This window comes from Acetobacter okinawensis JCM 25146 (genome assembly GCF_000613865.1).
Classification (GTDB): Bacteria; Pseudomonadota; Alphaproteobacteria; order Acetobacterales; family Acetobacteraceae; genus Acetobacter; species Acetobacter okinawensis.
Genome location: NZ_BAJU01000052.1, coordinates 1 through 15,139 on the forward strand (window position 1 = coordinate 1; position 15,139 = coordinate 15,139).

At 60.3% G+C, this 15,139-nt stretch carries 16 protein-coding genes and 2 pseudogenes; 3 read left to right on the forward strand and 15 right to left on the reverse strand.

Features of this window, described 5'->3' with window-relative positions:
* The 3 genes from JCM25146_RS24170 to JCM25146_RS13885 all read right to left on the reverse strand — a co-directional run.
* On the reverse strand, window positions 1–448 hold a 448-nt coding region (locus JCM25146_RS24170), incomplete at its 3' end, for a glycosyltransferase family 9 protein (protein ID WP_277909611.1).
* Window positions 442–1,602: a tetratricopeptide repeat protein gene (locus JCM25146_RS24175; RefSeq protein WP_051544261.1), complete on the reverse strand. Its 1,161-nt coding sequence runs from the start codon at window positions 1,600–1,602 to the stop codon at window positions 442–444. The genes JCM25146_RS24170 and JCM25146_RS24175, both read right to left, overlap by 7 nt.
* A gap of 40 nt (window positions 1,603–1,642) precedes the next feature.
* A complete protein-coding gene (locus JCM25146_RS13885) occupies window positions 1,643–3,262 on the reverse strand; it encodes a tetratricopeptide repeat protein (protein ID WP_025828756.1) in 1,620 nt (539 codons plus the stop codon).
* Window positions 3,263–3,691: 429 nt separating this feature from the next.
* Here JCM25146_RS13885 and flhA point away from each other — a divergent pair.
* The 3 genes and pseudogenes from flhA to JCM25146_RS13900 all read left to right on the forward strand — a co-directional run bounded on the left by flhA (window position 3,692) and on the right by JCM25146_RS13900 (window position 8,176).
* Window positions 3,692–5,723, forward strand: a pseudogene (gene flhA, locus JCM25146_RS19640) (flagellar biosynthesis protein FlhA).
* 35 nt (window positions 5,724–5,758) lie between these two features.
* Window positions 5,759–6,622, forward strand: a complete 864-nt coding sequence (locus JCM25146_RS13895) for a hypothetical protein (RefSeq protein WP_025828758.1) — start codon at window positions 5,759–5,761, stop codon at window positions 6,620–6,622.
* Window positions 6,623–6,862: 240 nt separating this feature from the next.
* Window positions 6,863–8,176, forward strand: coding sequence for an O-antigen ligase family protein (locus JCM25146_RS13900; RefSeq protein ID WP_025828760.1), 1,314 nt, complete (start codon window positions 6,863–6,865; stop codon window positions 8,174–8,176).
* On the opposite strand, the gene JCM25146_RS13905 is transcribed toward JCM25146_RS13900, so the two are convergent.
* The 12 genes and pseudogenes from JCM25146_RS13905 to JCM25146_RS13945 form a co-directional block, all read right to left on the reverse strand.
* Window positions 8,173–8,559 carry a hypothetical protein gene (locus tag JCM25146_RS13905; RefSeq protein ID WP_025828763.1) on the reverse strand — a complete coding sequence of 129 codons (387 nt, stop codon included), beginning with the start codon at window positions 8,557–8,559 and terminating at the stop codon, window positions 8,173–8,175. The genes JCM25146_RS13900 and JCM25146_RS13905 overlap by 4 nt on opposite strands.
* Window positions 8,560–8,587: 28 nt before the next feature.
* On the reverse strand, window positions 8,588–9,148 hold the full coding sequence (locus JCM25146_RS13910; protein WP_025828765.1) for a chemotaxis protein CheD: 561 nt from the start codon (window positions 9,146–9,148) through the stop codon (window positions 8,588–8,590).
* Window positions 9,145–9,534: a response regulator gene (locus JCM25146_RS13915; protein WP_025828767.1), complete on the reverse strand. Its 390-nt coding sequence runs from the start codon at window positions 9,532–9,534 to the stop codon at window positions 9,145–9,147. The genes JCM25146_RS13910 and JCM25146_RS13915 overlap by 4 nt, the downstream gene beginning before the upstream one ends.
* An 89-nt stretch (window positions 9,535–9,623) precedes the next feature.
* Window positions 9,624–10,664, reverse strand: a complete 1,041-nt coding sequence (locus JCM25146_RS13920; RefSeq protein WP_025828770.1) for a protein-glutamate methylesterase/protein-glutamine glutaminase — start codon at window positions 10,662–10,664, stop codon at window positions 9,624–9,626.
* A gap of 3 nt (window positions 10,665–10,667) precedes the next feature.
* Window positions 10,668–11,509, reverse strand: a pseudogene (locus JCM25146_RS19645) (CheR family methyltransferase).
* Window positions 11,509–11,964 carry a chemotaxis protein CheW gene (locus JCM25146_RS13930; protein WP_025828772.1) on the reverse strand — a complete coding sequence of 152 codons (456 nt, stop codon included), beginning with the start codon at window positions 11,962–11,964 and terminating at the stop codon, window positions 11,509–11,511. The pseudogene JCM25146_RS19645 and the gene JCM25146_RS13930 overlap by 1 nt, the downstream one beginning before the upstream one ends.
* A 45-nt stretch (window positions 11,965–12,009) precedes the next feature.
* The gene (locus JCM25146_RS24185) at window positions 12,010–13,182 is read right to left on the reverse strand and encodes a chemotaxis protein CheA (protein ID WP_242401154.1); all 1,173 of its coding nucleotides are present in this window, start codon (window positions 13,180–13,182) and stop codon (window positions 12,010–12,012) included.
* Window positions 13,182–13,727 carry a hypothetical protein gene (locus tag JCM25146_RS24190; RefSeq protein ID WP_242401151.1) on the reverse strand — a complete coding sequence of 182 codons (546 nt, stop codon included), beginning with the start codon at window positions 13,725–13,727 and terminating at the stop codon, window positions 13,182–13,184. The genes JCM25146_RS24185 and JCM25146_RS24190 overlap by 1 nt, the downstream gene beginning before the upstream one ends.
* Complete coding sequence (locus JCM25146_RS24195; protein ID WP_242401152.1) at window positions 13,714–14,280, reverse strand: Hpt domain-containing protein; 567 nt, start codon at window positions 14,278–14,280, stop codon at window positions 13,714–13,716. Before JCM25146_RS24195 ends, JCM25146_RS24190 begins: the two co-directional genes overlap by 14 nt.
* 28 nt (window positions 14,281–14,308) lie before the next feature.
* Window positions 14,309–14,440, reverse strand: coding sequence for a response regulator (locus JCM25146_RS25185; RefSeq protein WP_408734922.1), 132 nt, complete (start codon window positions 14,438–14,440; stop codon window positions 14,309–14,311).
* Complete coding sequence (locus tag JCM25146_RS19660; protein ID WP_408734923.1) at window positions 14,437–14,691, reverse strand: response regulator; 255 nt, start codon at window positions 14,689–14,691, stop codon at window positions 14,437–14,439. The genes JCM25146_RS25185 and JCM25146_RS19660 overlap by 4 nt, the downstream gene beginning before the upstream one ends.
* A gap of 8 nt (window positions 14,692–14,699) precedes the next feature.
* Window positions 14,700–14,957, reverse strand: a complete 258-nt coding sequence (locus JCM25146_RS13945) for an STAS domain-containing protein (protein WP_242401153.1) — start codon at window positions 14,955–14,957, stop codon at window positions 14,700–14,702.
* Between the last annotated feature and the right edge of the window lie 182 nt (window positions 14,958–15,139).

Consider the following 15,139-nt stretch of genomic DNA (forward strand, 5'->3'; position numbering starts at 1 on the left):
CTTGCCTAGTCCAGCGCGCCCTTGCCCGGCTGCCATGTGGCGACCCACGCCTGCAAGGCGGCCCCCATCTGCGCCAGCACCGGCCCAAAGGAGCGTTCCTGCGCGCGGAAAATGCGCATGGTGGGGTACCATGCGAGGTCTCGCCCGTATCCCCCCAGCGCCAGCATCCATCCCACCGGCTGAGCAGCCACACAGGCTTACCCAGTGCGCCAGCCAGATGCACCACCGATGTATCGACCGAGATCACCAGATCCAGCCCTTCGATCAGGGCGGCGGTGTCGGCCATGTCATGCGCGTGGTCCATAAGGTCGCACACTGGCTGGCCACGCCACGCCGCAAGATCCTCCCGGCGTGGACCAAGCTGGAGGTTGACCAGAACAGCCTCCACCGGGGTAAGCGCACCCAGCACCTGCTCCGCCGTTGTGGAGCGGCGCTGGTCGGTCAGCACATCCATAGCCTTTGTGCGCCGCCCCCCGGACCAGACAAGGCCAATGCGTGGCCGCTGTGCGGGCAGTAACGCCGCCATACGGGCAACATCAGCTGGGGGGGCCTGTAGGTAGGGTACCTGTGCGGGAATATCGGCCCGCGTTTGCAGCCCCATAACAAAAGGCAGGTCTGGAATAGGCAGAATGGCATCGTAGCCGTCCTGCCGCGCAAAATCCTTTTCCGCCACAATGCTGACCTGTGGAAAAGCCAGCCGGAGCAGACGGAGCAATGTGTCTGGCGCAACAAGCGTGACCTGTGCGCCCTGTGCGAGCACCATGGCAGGTACCGGATGAACTGGAGCGTATCCCCCAGCCCCTGCTCCTGATAGAAAATAACCTTTTTGCCCTGCAAAGGCTCCCCTTTGCGCAGATGCGGCAGGGACAGATACCAACTGACCGAATCCGGTGCCAGCCCTTCACGGCGCAGGTAATGGGGAGCCCCTTCCCCAAAGTGTCCGGCCTTGAACAGCGCTACAGCATAGCCTGTGCAGGCTGCACTATTCTGTGGCTCACGCTCCAGCGCCCGCCTGTACCACACCAGCGCCTCCTCCGAGCGGTTCATACGCTGGAGCACGCAGCCCATATTGCTCAGCAAGGCGGTGGTGACAGGCTTGCCGCCACGGAACCACGATTCCAGCACCATAAGCCCTTCCTGCGCGTAGCCCGCATCCAGTAGAGCCACAACAAGGTGCTCGCACGCATCCTGATGGTGCTCGGGATGGTGCTGCATGATCTCGGCAAAAATGCGCATCCCTGCCGTTACATCGCCTTTTCTGACCAGCGCCGTGGCCAAAAAGACCTTGAGCTGGCTCAGATGCGGAAGCGCCAGCAGCACCTTGCCCAGAATGGCCACGATCAGGTCATAGCGCATGGTGTAGGTGGCCAGCACATCGGCCGCCGCCAGCAAAACGGCCAGATTGTCCTGATGTGCGCCAATCACATCCAGCACCAGCCGCTCACCGGCCACATACTGCTGCACGGCAAAAATCTGGGTTGCCAGGTTTTTAAGCCCGTCGGGGGTCGGGTTCTGCATCAGCGCCTGCCGCGCCGCCCACAGCCCTTCCACCGTCATGCCTTTAGGCAGCCTTATGGCGGGGACATCTGCTGGCTGTTCCATCCTATGGTCCTCCATAATCCTTACCCGCGCGCACAGTGACTCAGAGCGTCTGCTCTGGTGGCCCGTCCTGTGCGGGGGCCGCCAGCTCACCCCCTGTCCGGGCAACGCGCCATGCCGCAACCCATGCGTGCAGGGCCTCGCCCATCTGGTTGAGCACGGGGCCAAAGGAGCGCTCCTGCGGGCGGAAAATGCGCATGCTGGGGTACCAGACCGTGGTTTCCCCCCTGTCGAGCCAGCGCCAGCAGGCGTCCCAGCGGCTGAGCAGCCACACGGGCTTGCCCAAAGCCCCCGCCAGATGCAGGACCGAGGTATCGACCGAGATCACCAGATCCAGATTTTCAATCACGGCGGCGGTGTCGGCCATATCCTTTACGTGGTCCATCGGGTCGCAGATCGGCTGGCCTGTCCAGCTCTGCATATCCTCACGCGGGCTCCCGAACTGAAGACTGACCAGTGTCGCCTCCACCGGAGTCAGTGCCTTGCCCATGACCGCCAGCGTGCTGGAACGGAGCTGGTTGGCCATGACATCCTGCGCGGACATCCGCCTGTCCCCCGACCAGACAAGGCCAATGCGTGGCCGCCCCGCAGGCAGCAGCGCAGCAAACCGCGCCACGTCCTGCGCATCCGCCCGCAGGTAGGGCACCGTGCCGGGAATATCGGCCGCAGTCTGCATGTTGGTCACATAAGGCAGGTTGGGAATGGCCAGTGCATAATCAAACGTCTCGCCCAGACCAAAGCAGATGGCGTCACGCACCACCAGCTCGGGGTAGGACTGGGCGATCAGGCGCACAAGGGCAGCCCCCACGGCAATGGTAACCCGCGCACCACGCTCCACCAGAACCGAGGCAAAGCGGATGAACTGCAGCGTATCCCCCAGCCCCTGCTCCTGAAACAGCACAACGGTCTTGCCCGACACCGCATCACCGGGCTGGAGCTGCGGGAACTGGGCAAACCACTTTGTCACTGCGGTCAGCTTGTTGGCCCTTTGCGCAAACAGCGCCCAGCCCTTGCCGTAATGCCCGGCCTTGAGCGTAGCAATGGCGGAACCCAGCAGAATCCCCTCATCATGGGGGGCCATGCGCCGGGCCTGCTCGTACCACGGCAGGGCCTCCTCCGCCCGGTTGAGGCACCCGAGCGCGCACCCAATGGCGTTATACAGCGCAGGCTGTGCGGATTCCTGACGGACGGCAAACAGGAGGATGTTCAGCGCCTCCATGGGGTAGCCCATGCGCAAAAAGGTCTGCGAAATCTGCAACGTGGCCGCCACGCGCTGGCTTGGGTAAAGTTTGATGATATCCGCAAACAGGGCGGAGCCCCCGGCCAGATCATCATTCACAATCAGGGCCTGCGCCAGCATGATCTTGATGGCGGGGTTGTCTGGCTCCAGCAGGGCGGCCTTGCGCAGCAGAGGCACGGCTATGTCGTAGCGGAACACGTGGTTGGTCAGCACAAAAGCTGCGATCAGCAGATAGGCTACGTTGTCGGGCTCGCGCCGCACCATTTCCAGCGACAGCCGGATTGCCTCCACCGCCAGTTCCGACCGGCACAGTTCCTCACACAACTGGCCGACACTGAGCGGGGTGGGGTTTTGCAGAACGGCGTCTTTGCGGGCCACCAGCTTTTGCATATTGGCTTTTTCAGGTTCCCAAGTCGCTTTCATGTCGGCTTATCTGCATCCCTGTGGTTGTTGCGACCGACCTTACCATACCGGCCCCACTTAACCATACCCGGACGCACCAGCCGTGGCACATTGCGCACGCCCGGACAGAACCATTTTCTGGCCTTGGATTGCACTTGATGATAACTGTACTTGCACAGCACGGACATGGGCCTTAATGGCGCACTCTATCAGGGTTTGAAGCAAGATGGACTGTCGCGGAATCCGCCATAGACCGTGCCGTTAAAAACACAAAAGGATACGTGGTTCTTGGATACTGCCGATGGCAACTCGGTCAAAAAAGTCGCTGCTGGCAAACTGGCGGACAGGACTGCGGCCGCACGCGTAAGACTGGCATCGGGCTCGCGCATGCTGACCCACGCAGCCGGGACCCTGCGCAATGGCGGGTGGAAGGCCCTGCCGTGGCGCACCATGTTCCCCGGCACGGACATTGGTCTGGCGGTCGGCGTTGTGCTTTTGCTGTCCATCCTTATCCTGCCGTTGCCCACCTTTATTCTGGACATGGGGCTGTCCATCTCCATTACCTCCTCGGTGCTGGTGCTCATGGTGGCACTGTTCCTTGAGCGCCCGCTGGACTTTACCTCCTTCCCCACGCTGTTGCTGCTCACAACGCTTTTGCGCCTGTCGCTTGAAATTGCGACCACGCGGCTGATTCTCAGCCACGGGAGCGAGGGCCCCTATGCCGCAGGCCACGTGGTGGCCGCCTTTGGTGGGTTCCTTATGGGTGGGGATGTGGTGATCGGTGGGATCATCTTCTGCATCCTGCTGGTGGTGAACTTTATGGTCATCACCAAAGGGTCGGGGCGTATTGCCGAAGTGGCGGCCCGCTTCTTCCTGGACTCCATTCCGGGCAAGCAGATGGCCATTGACGCGGATCTGGCCTCCGGCGCGATCAACGAACGTACCGCCCGCGCCAAACGCAAGGAACTGGAAGAAGAAAGTGCCTTCTACGGTTCCATGGACGGTGCAGCCAAGTTTGTGCGTGGGGACGCCATTGCCAGCATCATCATCACCGCCATCAACATCGTGGGGGGGCTGACCATTGGTGTGCTCCGCCACGGCATGCCGCTAAGCGAGGCAGCAAGCACCTTTACCATGCTCACCGTGGGTGACGGCCTTGTCTCGCAGATTCCTGCCCTGCTGGTCTCCACCGCGGCGGGTATTGTGGTCACCAAAGGTGGCACGGATGGCACGGCAGACGTTATTCTGGCCCGCCAGCTCAGTGGCAACGCCAAGCCGCTGGGTGTGGCTGCGGCCCTGTCCGCCCTGTTTGCCCTTATGCCCGGCCTGCCTGCATTCCCGTTTCTGGTCATTGCGGTGGCTGCTGGCACGGGTGCCTGGCTGCGCAGCCGCGCCCCCTCCGCTGACAGCGATGGGGACGTAACCGAAATTACGCCACAGCCCGCAGCTTCCCCCATTTCCGACATTCTCAAGCTGGACCTGCTCCGCCTTGAACTGGGCTTTGGCCTGCTACCCCTGACCGGCGGAGACACACCCCAGCTTGCCGAGCAGATCAAGGCGCTGCGCCGCTCCGTGGCGACGGAAATGGGCTTTGTCACCCCGCCTGTGCGGATTCAGGACAACATCCATCTGGCCTCGGAAAAATACGTCATCAAGCTCAAGGAAATTGAAATCGCATCCGGCGAGGTCAAACCCCACAAGCTGCTGGCCATGACTCCCTCTGGCGGCGTGCCACCCATACCGGGCGAAAAAACGACAGAACCCGCCTTTGGTCTGCCTGCGGTATGGATAGACCCATCCCAGAAAACCAAAGCCATGGCCATGAACTGCACCGTGGTGGACCCCGCCAGCGTCATTGTCACCCACCTGAGCGAGAGCGTGCGCCAGAACCTGCCCGACCTGCTGACCTACGTGGCCACGCAGGCCCTGCTGGACGACATGCCGCGCGAACAGCAGAAGCTGGTCAACGACCTTATTCCCTCGCAGGTGCCGCTCAGCACCGTGCAGCGCGTGTTGCAGGCCCTTCTGGCCGAACGCGTGTCCATCCGTGACCTGCCCACCATTCTGGAAAGCATTCAGGAGCCTGCGGCATGGGCCTGCGCGGCATTGGCCCGCTGACCAACCATGTGCGCATGCGGCTGTCGCGCCAGATCTGCAACACGCTGGTGGGGCCGGGTGGGTATATTCCCATCGTTACCCTCTCCCCCAAATGGGAATCGGATTTCATGGCGCATATCACCGGCCCGGCAGAAGACCGCAAGCTGGCCATGCCACCTTCCATGCTCAATGTTTTTGTGGGAAAGCTGCGCGATACGTTTAACGCCCTTTCCACCAACGGTGAAATTCCGGTTATTGTTGTCGCCTCCCCTGTAAGAGATTCCATGCACGCTATTGTCGAACGGGTCCGTCCTTCCATTTCCGTTCTGTCACAAGCTGAGATATACCTCGTGCCCGGATCAAGACGGTTGCGACCATATCGTGACACTCAGCCAGCAGACCGCACCATGGGAGTAGAATATGCAGGATAGTCCCTCCGACACCGCAAACCAGCAGGTTGCGGAGCGCCGTCAGGGAAGCGCCACACCCGAGGAGGTGCCCGCACCCGATCAGGTGGCGGACACGGATGCGGCTCCCGCCAGTGGCGTATCCCTGCCGGTCAGCCATCTGACGGTTGAGGACATCCTGCGCTGGCACTCCGTGCCCCAGCCGCTGATCCACGCCCTTGCGGGCAAAACGCTGGCTGATGGTCTGGACAATGTGCTGTCCTTTGGCGCCCTGCCCGATGCCACACAGGCGCCTCTGGCCTTTGGCGGTGCCTCCGGCTCTGGCAAAACGCTGGTGCTGGCCAAGCTGGCCGCCCGCTACATCCTTGCCGAGGAACACAAGGACAGCCCGCCCCCGCTGATTATTGCGTGCGACCACACCGCAGGTAGCTTTGCCAAGCTGTCTGCCCTGCTCCAGCCCTATAATATTCCCATTATTCAAGGCAGCACGTCCGAGATTCTGGCCGATGCCGTGCAGCACAGGGAGCCGGGGCAACCCATTCTGGTCGATCTGCCGGGCATTTGCGTGTACTCCCCTGTAAGCATGGGCAAAATGATGCAGATGGTCGAATGCATTGGCGCAACGCTCAGCCTTGTTCTGCCCGCCGGGCTGGATGCCGAGGAATCTGCCGACATAGGCTATGCCTTTGCACAACGCGGCGCGACCACCATGGTTGCCAGCAAAATGGATCAGGCAGGCAGGGTTGGCGGTATTATTGCTGCGGCTGCCTGCGGTTTAAGCCTGACATACGGCAGTTGTTCGTCCAGCATTGTGGGCGGGCTTGTCCCCCTTAACGCCAGTATTCTGGCCAACAGGCTCCTGACCCTTCCGTCCTGAGCACCGGGAGCCTTTGCCGCAGGATACGCGGCACCAAGGCTCCCGCGCGCCCACGGTGCACTACCCGCACACAAGTCCGGCAGCCTGCATACAGTTGCACCGGGTCTTAGCACCGCAACACCTCTACTGGGTGGCGCATCTGGTTGTAGGCCTGCCCCACACGGTTTTAAGCAGCGCTATTTAAGAATAGCTTTTATAAAAAGAGTATTTTATCAAGAAGAGCACTTGGAGCTCTGCCGCATGACCTTGAAAAACATCCTCATTCTTCAGGCTGCGATCTGGCAGAAAATTGCTTTTGTGCTCCTGTGTTTTCTGCCGTTCTTCCAATTACGCGGCCGCGCCATTGCCGACTTCATTATCTCTTTTATTGCCATAGTTTTTCTGCTGCATTGCGGTTTTAAAAAACACGCCTCCTGCCTGCAACGCGGGTGGTTCCCCTATGCCATGCTGCTCTGGGGGCTGATTGTTGCCTCCTCCATACTGGACGGCTCCCTCCAGAGCACATTGGCAGCCCTGGCCATTGTCCGGTATTTTGTTTTTGCCAAGGCACTGGAAGAATGGCTGCTTGCTAGCAGGCCACAACAGCAGTTTCTGGGAGCCACCGTCACACTGGCGGGGCTATGGGTGCTGAGCCAGTGCTGGGAGCAGTATCTGTTCGGGGCCAATATCTGGGGCTATCCCAGATGGGCAGACGGCGCATTAACCGGCCCGTTCTTTGCCCCGCGCGCAGGCCCGGCCCTTATGATTATCATGTTCCCCGGTTTAATGGTTTACCCCATGCGCATGGTGCAAGAGCGTGCCTTGGGCAAAAAACTGGTCGCACTGGCCCTTATGTCCTTTCTGCTCCTGAGCATGGTCATTATCGGGCAGAGAATGCCTGCACTGCTGGTTTTTCTCGGGTTTTTTATCTGTGCCGTTCTGGTCAGAACAACCCGGCTTGCCGTTGCCCTGTCTATTCTGGCGGGGGTGGTAGGGCTGGCGTTGCTGCCTGTGCTCTCTCCCCCGGCCTATAACAAGCTGGTGCTGCATTTTGTTGAGCAGATGGGCAGTTTTGCCCACTCCTCCTATGGTCAGCTTTACATCCGTGCGTTGAACATGCTCCACGCACACCCGCTGCTGGGGTTGGGGTTTGATGGTTTTCGCAGGCATTGCGCCGAGCCTGCCTATTTTTATGGTGTGCCGCAGTTTGCCCCTTTCATGCTTGGGCAAGACCCTGCGGCGGGCTGCAATATCCACCCCCACAATATTTATCTGGAAATTGCCACACTCAGCGGCCTGAGCGGCCTGTTTGTGTTTGTCTGCCTTGTTCTTTACTGGCTCAGAACCGTGTTGCGTGCAGCCTTGGCCACAACAACACTTATGCCGTCCATGCTGTTTATTACGCTGTGTATGCTGTTCTGGCCGCTGGCCTCGACCAGTTCGCTGTTTACGGAGCGGACGGCGGGCTGGGTCTTTCTGATGCTCGGGTGGGGGCTGGCTCTGGCACACTCTAAACGGTGGGAGCCTGACGTGGCTCCCACAAACGTCAGACGTTTTGGAAAAAATCGTTTTTAAAACAGGTCAACTTCACCCGCATGGCTGGTCTGACTGGCCTGTGCTCCGTTGTTCAGCACATCAATCACATGGCTCAGCCTGACCCCCTGGCTCAGGGCTACAACATCCAGCGGTGGTTCGCTGCGCTGTGCGTAGCAGGCTACCAGATTTTTAAGAACTGTTGCCACAGCCTCGACTGTCTGCGTGGCAGAATCCAGTTTTTGCAGGGCCTGCACGTCCGCATCGCTCAGAGGTGCGGCCGACATGTTCTCCCCCACCACGCGCTGTACCCCCATAAAATCCCGGCAGGTCTCATCCAGCAACGTGACAAGGTGGTCCATCACGTCCTGCACGCTACGCTCAGTTCCAGCAGCAGTCTGTGACAGGGGCTGCACGACATCCATGTAATTATCCTCTCCGGCCGGGCTTTTTTTAAAACAGCTCGACCTCGGAACTGGCCTCTGTGGCCCATTTCCGCTCTGCTTCAGCCTCACGCCGGCTGTAGGCGACTTCCTGCCTGCCAATACCCTGCACATCCTGCACCAGATTCTGCTGGGCCCGCCCCGTGGTGGGCCAGAACCGGATGCGCCGGGCCAATGTGCCGCCCAGACTCTGGGATACGCAGCGAATCCCCTCATCTACCAGATAATGGGTTACAAAACGGATGTTCTCCTGCCCGATCCGGCCCAGACTGGGCACAACAGCCGCGCCGCCAAACACCTTGCACGCCAGACGGCTACGCTGCCCACCGGCCTTGAGCAGACCGTTGACCAGCATTTCCATGGAGTTGACACCAAAGCGCATGGCAGTGCCCGAATGACTGACTCCCCCATCGGGCAGCAGAAAGTGGTTAATACCCCCCACCCGCGCAATCGGGTCAAACATACAGACCGAAATACACGACCCCAGCAGTGTTGCAAAAACCACTGACGAATCGCCAGAAATTTCCACTTCCCCCTGAATAACCGTTTTAACTGTGGCGTGATCGCTCACTTTATCGGCCCGAACACCTTTTCCAGCACCTCGCGCAGCTTGGCTACGGTGTAAGGTTTGGCAAGGAAGTTGTTAACACCAGCCTTGACCGCTTCCTGCACCAGATCCTTGCTGGCCTCACCGGTCAGAATAATAAAAGCTACCTTCTGGATTTTTGGGTTGCTCCGCACAGCGCGCAGCAGGGCCAGACCATCCATAACCGGCATGTTAAAGTCCGAGATGACCAGATGCGTGGGATTCTGGTCCAGATATTCCAGGGCTTCCTTGCCATCCTTGCGCTGGGCAATGTTCGTAAACCCGATTTCAGCCATGCTATTGGCCAGAACCTGACGGATAGAGGCCTGGTCATCAACGATCAGGGCCTTGATTTGTGAAGCGGCAGGCATTTGTCTCCCCCTTATTCCTACTCTCAAGTCCGGTCATGCAAGACCGGTATCAGCTACACAAGGCGGTTATAATCCGCCTGTTTTTTTACTCAGCGTGTATGTATGGCCATGGCTGCGGCAGAAATCTGGCGCAACGGCACAACCTGGCATGCCGCCCCAATCTCGGCCGCCACACGTGGCATTCCATAAACAACCGCAGATGTTTTGTCCTGCGCGATTGTAAAGGCTCCGGCCTGCCGCATGGCCAGCAGCCCGTCTGCCCCGTCGCGCCCCATACCGGTCAGGATAATGCCCAGCGCGCTGCGCCCTGCGTGTTTGGCAACGGATTTGAACAACACATCTACCGATGGGCAATGCCCGCTGACCGGCGCACCGCTGATCAAGCGCGTAATGTATTTGCCACCGCCATTGTCCACCACAAGGTGCCGGTCACCACCGGGTGCAATCCTGACCATGCCGGGTTGCAGCACCTCCCCATCCCGTGCCTCTGCAATGGAGAGAGCAGACATGGACTGGTTGAGCCGGTTGGCAAAACTGGCCGTAAACAGTGGCGGCATATGCTGGCAGATGACCACCGGCGGGCTTTTTTGCGGAAAACCGGAGAGCACCTCCTCCAGAGCTTCCACCCCACCTGTGGACGAGCCAATGGCCACCAGATCCACCGAGTTGCCCCATGTGGTCTGCGCATGGACAACAGGGGCAGCAGGCGTACGCCGCTGTATGCGTGAGACAGGCTGTGAGCGCGCCGCCAGCACCACCAGCCGGCCAAGGCCCGCAAATGCGTCCTCCCCCGGAGCGACGTTGTGCTTGGGGTAGCAGTCAAACGCGCCCATCTGCAACGCGGTAATGGCCGTATCCGCCCCTTTGGCTGTCAGGCTGGACACCATGACAACGGGGATCGGGCGCATCCGCATGATTTTTTCAAGGAACTGCAGGCCGTTCATCCCCGGCATTTCCACGTCAAGGGTAATGACGTCGGGCTGGTCCTTGATAATCAGGTCGCGTGCTTCAAGCGGGTTTGCCGCTTCGCCGCACACTTCAATATCCGGGTTCTGCGCAAAGGAGCGTTTGATGAGCGCCCTGATTGTACGCGAATCATCAACAATCAGAACTCTTACAGGCTGGGCCATCAATCAGCTCACTTTCCGGTAAATGGTCGGAGCCACCTGTTCCAGACCGCACGGGCGGGGATTGGCCACTTTTTCGGAATGACCAACGTAGAGAAACCCACCTTTTTCCAGCTTGTCGGCCAGACGGCCCCACAGACGCTCCCGCGTGGGTTCATCAAAATAAATGACAACGTTGCGGCAGAAAATAACCGAGAACTGCCCGCGCATGGGCCAGTCAGCGTTCAGGTTGAGCACCTTAAAGACTGGTAACGTGCGGATACTGCCAACAAAGCTCAGGTCGCCGCGGCTGTCTGCCTGCATGAACTGGCTTTCTGCGCGCTGGAAATACCGTCGGTCTCGCTGGCAACATACGTGCCTTTTGCAGCCTGCGCCACAACGTCGGAGTTGATGTCAGTCGCCAGAATCCGCATGTCGTAAGATGCGGCCTCGGGCAGAACCGACAGAACGGACATGGCAATGCTCCACGGCTCCGGCCCGGTAGAGCATGCGGCAGACCAGATGCGCCCGCGCCCGCCCGAGCGCAGCCGCGCAGCAAGCTCTGGCAGCACATGCTGCTCCATATGCACAAAATGCGGCCGCTCACGGAAAAAGCTGGTCACGTTGGTTGTCAGCGCACAGACCAGCTTTTCCATCTCCGCGCGGCCGGGGGGGCTCTGCACGAAGTTGAGATAGGCGTGGAAGCTCTCCATCCCGCTTTCGCGCACACGGCGCGAAACACGCGAATATACCAGCGTACTTTTGGAATCGGGGATAAAAATCCCCGCTTCCTGCTTGGCAATCCGCCGGACCATCTGAAAATCGGCGTCCGTATACTCCGGGTCGGCAGTAGACCGCGTGTCGACCATCAGGAGATCATCCCGCCCACCAGCTGCCCTACCACAACCTCAAGACGGAGCACACCAATCATGCGGTCCGCAATCATGACCAGACCGCTCAGGCTGCTATCTTCTTCCGCCACGGCCTGAATTTCGGACAGGTTGACATCAGCCATGTCAATCACCCGGTCCACCAGCAGGCCGCACACCGTGCCATTGCGCGATTCCACAATAATCACCACCCGGCGCGGGTTGTCGGCCTGCGGCTGCACGTTCAGGTACACCGCAAGGTCGATCACGGTCAGGATAATGCCGCGCAGGTTGATTGCACCACACACATAGTGCGGGGCAAAAGGCAGGGCTGTTGTTTTTTCAAACCCGCGAATTTCGCGCACACTCAGGATGGGAATGCAGTATTCCTGCTCACCCACTGCAAACACGATCATCTTTACAAGTTTGGCGTCGGCCCCGGCTTCGTCCGTCATGTCCATTTTCCTACTCAAATTCAGATCGTCTGATGTGGTGTTTAATTACGCCGCAAGCCCGGTGCGTACATCCGACGGCCTTGTGTCGATCCGCCCCAGAGCGTTGGCAACCAGCGCGGGCACGTCCAGAATAAGGGAGACGCTGCCATCCCCCAGAATGGTGGCCGCGGACACGCCGGACATCTGCCGGTAGTTTTTCTCAATGCTCTTGATGACCACCTGCGCCTGATCGCGGATGTCCTCTACAATCAGGGCCGCGCGGGCACCAGATTCGTTCTCCACAACCAAGATCACGTCCTCATCGGACAGGCCACCTCCACCAAAGCCCGCAAGCCCCAGCTCGGACGCCAGCGGAATAAGCGGCATGCACACCCCACGGATGGACACCACATTGGCCCCATCGGGCAGCATGTAAATGTCCTTGTGGTTGACCATCATGGTTTCCACCACGGAGGAGACCGGGACCACCATGGTGGAGCCAGCCGCCACGATCAGCATGCCATCGAGTACGGCCAGCGTCAGCGGCAGGCTCAGGCAGAAGGTTGTGCCCTGCCCTTCCACACTGCTGATGGTCACGCGCCCGCCAAGGCCCTGAATGGCCTGCTTGACCACGTCCATGCCCACCCCACGGCCCGAAAGATCGGACACGGTAGCAGCGGTGGAAAAGCCGGGAGCGAAGATCAAGTTATTGATCTCATCATCCGTCAGCACTGCATCGGGGGCGATAATGCCGCGCTTGATGGCCGTTGCCAGCACGCGCTCACGGTTGATCCCGCCCCCATCGTCCTTGATGGTGATAAGAATACGCCCCGAGCGGTGGCCAGCGGACAGCAGGATCTGCCCGGTGGGGGACTTGCCCGCCGCAACCCGGTCTTCCGCACTTTCTATGCCGTGATCCACGGCGTTACGCAGCATGTGGGTCAGCGGGTCTGACAGTTTTTCCACCAGCGTGCGGTCCACTTCCGTGTCCTCGCCCTCAAGCGTCAGCACCACGTCCTTGCTGGTCATGGAGCAGGCCTCGCGCACAACGCGCTGCATACGCTGAAACACGCTGCGTACGGGCTGGGCGCGCACGGCCATGACGGCGTCCTGAATGTCGCGCGTCAGGGTTTTCATGCTGGCAATGCGCTTGCTCATTTCCTGCTGGCCGCCGTCTTCACGCTGGCCAATGGATTCAAGGGCTGCCTGTGCAATCACCAGTTCGCCCACAAGATCCATCAGGTCATCCACGCGGTGCAGGTCCACGCGGATGGTCGCCTGTTCCACAGGGCGGCGGGTGGCGGCGGCATTGCCAGCAGCAATCGGGGCTGTGGCCGCAGGCGTGGGAGCAGGCGGGAGTTCCGCCATGATCTTGTCCGCAATGCTGGGCGGGGCCTCGGGCTTTTGCGGGTCCGGGCTGGCCGCAACCGGCGTAGCCTCCAGAGGGGCTTCAACAGGGACGGACGCTCGGGGGCTGGTGGTTCGGGTATTGCGGGAGCTTCCGCGCTCTCGGGTGCGCTTTCTCCACCGCTGGGGCCAGAGCCACCCTCACGCGTGATGGTCACGTCACACACATCGCTCACCCAGTCGAAGACCGCGTGCACGCTCTCCTCCGGCACGGCGGCGGGCAGCACCACACGCCAGGACAGGTAGGATTTTTCGGTTTCCATGGCCGCCAGTGCGGGCAGGGCCTCTGTCTCGCACGTAACCGTGCTGGTCCCGCCATGGGCCACCGCCGCATCGGCCAGACCGATCAGCAGGTTGCGCGCATCATCCACGGTCATACATGGCCGTGTGGGGGCTGAACGTGACCACAATGGAGGCCTCAGCCGGGGCTTCCTCCTCATCAAATCCAAAATCGCCGAAGTCAAAGTCTGCCATGACCGGCTCAAAGTCGGCGGGGACGGGTGTAAAGTCGGCAGGGACCGCATCGTCCTGCTGTGGCTGTGCACCACCGCTGCCTTCGCCGATAATGGCCTGAAGTTCGGCCCGGCTTTCCTCTATACGACCGGTATCAACCGTGGCTCCACCCTGAGCCTCGGCGACCAGATCGCTCAGAACATCCATGGCCTTGAGAAAGGTTTTGACGATCTCTGGCGTTGGGGCAACACGGCCGGAGCGCAGACCATCCAGCGAGCTTTCGAACACATGCGCAAAGCGGACAAGGTTTTCCAGGCCGAACGACGCAGCCCCACCCTTGACCGAATGCACGGCCCGAAAAATGGCGTTGATTGTCTCCTTCCCGGATTCCCCATCCGAGAGGGCGGACAGACCGCGCTCGAGTTCCTGTAGCTGCTCTTCACACTCCTGGAAAAAAACCAGAAGGATATCGTCCATGTCACCACTCATTCCGGTTCTCTTTCCTTCAGGCAGTTACCCGGCGGATCGCCGCCACAAGGCTGTCGGTGCTGAACGGCTTGACAATCCACCCCGTCGCCCCGACCGCGCGGGCGCGGGCTTTTTTCTCGGGATCACTTTCGGTTGTCAGAACGATCATGGGCAGGTGTTTGTACTGCTCCAGTGCCCGGACTGCTCGATAAACTCGAAACCATCCATGCGCGGCATGTTAATGTCCGTGATAATCGCATTGGGTACGGGATCAGCAGCCTGAAGGACTTCCAGCCCTTCCACCCCGTCTCCCCCCTGAATCACGTCATACCCGGCCCCTTCCAGAGCCTTGCGCAGCATACCCTGCATGGTGCGGGAGTCATCAACCGTCAGCACGCGTATGCCCACTTTTTCCACCATAGTCCTTATTACTCCTTGATTGGCGCCAGCGGCTCGGTCAGACACGCACTCACGCCAAACAGGGCGTAGGCCTCCACGACTGGCTCCGATGGCGCCACAAGGGGGCATCTGCTGGCAAGAAGAACCTGCAAGCACAGTCCTCCAAGGTACGTCACACCGGAGGCGTCCAGAGCGACCTGCTCCCCTCCGGCACTGTCAACTGCCTGTTTTATTGCACTCTTCAGGGCAAACGCCGCAGAAGTATCCAGACGTTCGGGTAAGGTCACACTTGGCAAAATCCGCTCCCCTGATCAGCCGTGCAGGCAGGGAGCATACGCCCCCTGCCACGCTGGAATAAAGGCCATTAGAATTCTTCCCATCCAGCGTCGGAGGATGTGGTGGGCATGGACAGCGCGGGCGCTGCGGGAGCCTTCGGGGCGGGGGCTGCCACACGGGCCGGGCTGGCAGG